This is a genomic window from Promicromonospora kroppenstedtii DSM 19349 (assembly GCF_000515355.1).
Taxonomy (GTDB): domain Bacteria; phylum Actinomycetota; class Actinomycetes; order Actinomycetales; family Cellulomonadaceae; genus Promicromonospora; species Promicromonospora kroppenstedtii.
On the sequence record NZ_KI911697.1, the window covers coordinates 4,355 to 5,178 of the forward strand.

The 824-nt window shown below is 73.9% G+C and carries 1 protein-coding gene and 1 pseudogene; both read left to right on the forward strand.

Going from position 1 to position 824, the window contains the following annotated elements; all coding sequences use genetic code 11:
* Positions 1-391, forward strand: a pseudogene (locus PROKR_RS18020) (3-hydroxybenzoate 4-monooxygenase); the annotation flags it as partial.
* Between the two features lie 130 nt (positions 392-521).
* The coding region (locus PROKR_RS18025) for a thiamine pyrophosphate-binding protein (protein WP_036965376.1) at positions 522-824 on the forward strand (303 nt) is incomplete at its 3' end.

Below are 824 nucleotides of genomic sequence, written 5' to 3' on the forward strand. Positions count from 1 at the left end.
CGCCGCCCCGGGCGAGTCCTCGGCCCTGCGCGACTGGGCGCGCTGGCTGGGCACCGCGCCGGACTCGCCCCTGCTGCGGCACACCCCGCCGGGCGGCGACCCGGACGCCGTCCTCGACGTCAAGGTGGTCTACCAGCAGGACCACCTCGGCGTGGAGTTCGCCGACGTGCCCGAGGTGTTCCGGCCCAGGGTCGGCCCCTTCGGGCTGATCGACTACGAGAAGGTCTACGCGACCGACCCGGACCACGACATCTTCGACCTGCGCGGCATCGACCGCGGCGGCGCCGTCGTCGTGGTGCGGCCGGACCAGTACGTGGCCGCCGTCCTGCCGCTGACCTCGACCGACGACCTCGCGACATTCTTCGCCGGAGCTCTGCTCCCGCAGGGGTAGTGTGTGCCGTGTCGAGGCGGATGCCACCGCCTGCGCTCGAAAAAGGGGCGCGCGACGGGCTCCTGGCCGGGCCCGCCCGGGACACATACGGACCGCACCACTCATCCGTCACTGTTCCCCTGGAGGCCCTGTGCCCACCGTGTCCGCACACGTCGCCCGTACCGTCGCCCGCCACGTCGACCACGTCTTCGGCGTCATGGGCAACGGCAACGCTTGGTTCCTCGACGACCTCACGCGCTCGACCAGCGCCCGGTTCACCGCCGTGCGGCACGAGGCCGGCGGCGTCGTCGCGGCCGACGCCCACTTCCGCGCGTCCGGCCGCATCGCCGCCGCCACCGCCACCTACGGCGCGGGGTTCACCAACGCCCTGACCGCGCTCGCCGAGGCCGCCCAGGCCCGTGTGCCGCTCGTGCTGCTCACCGGCGACGAGCCG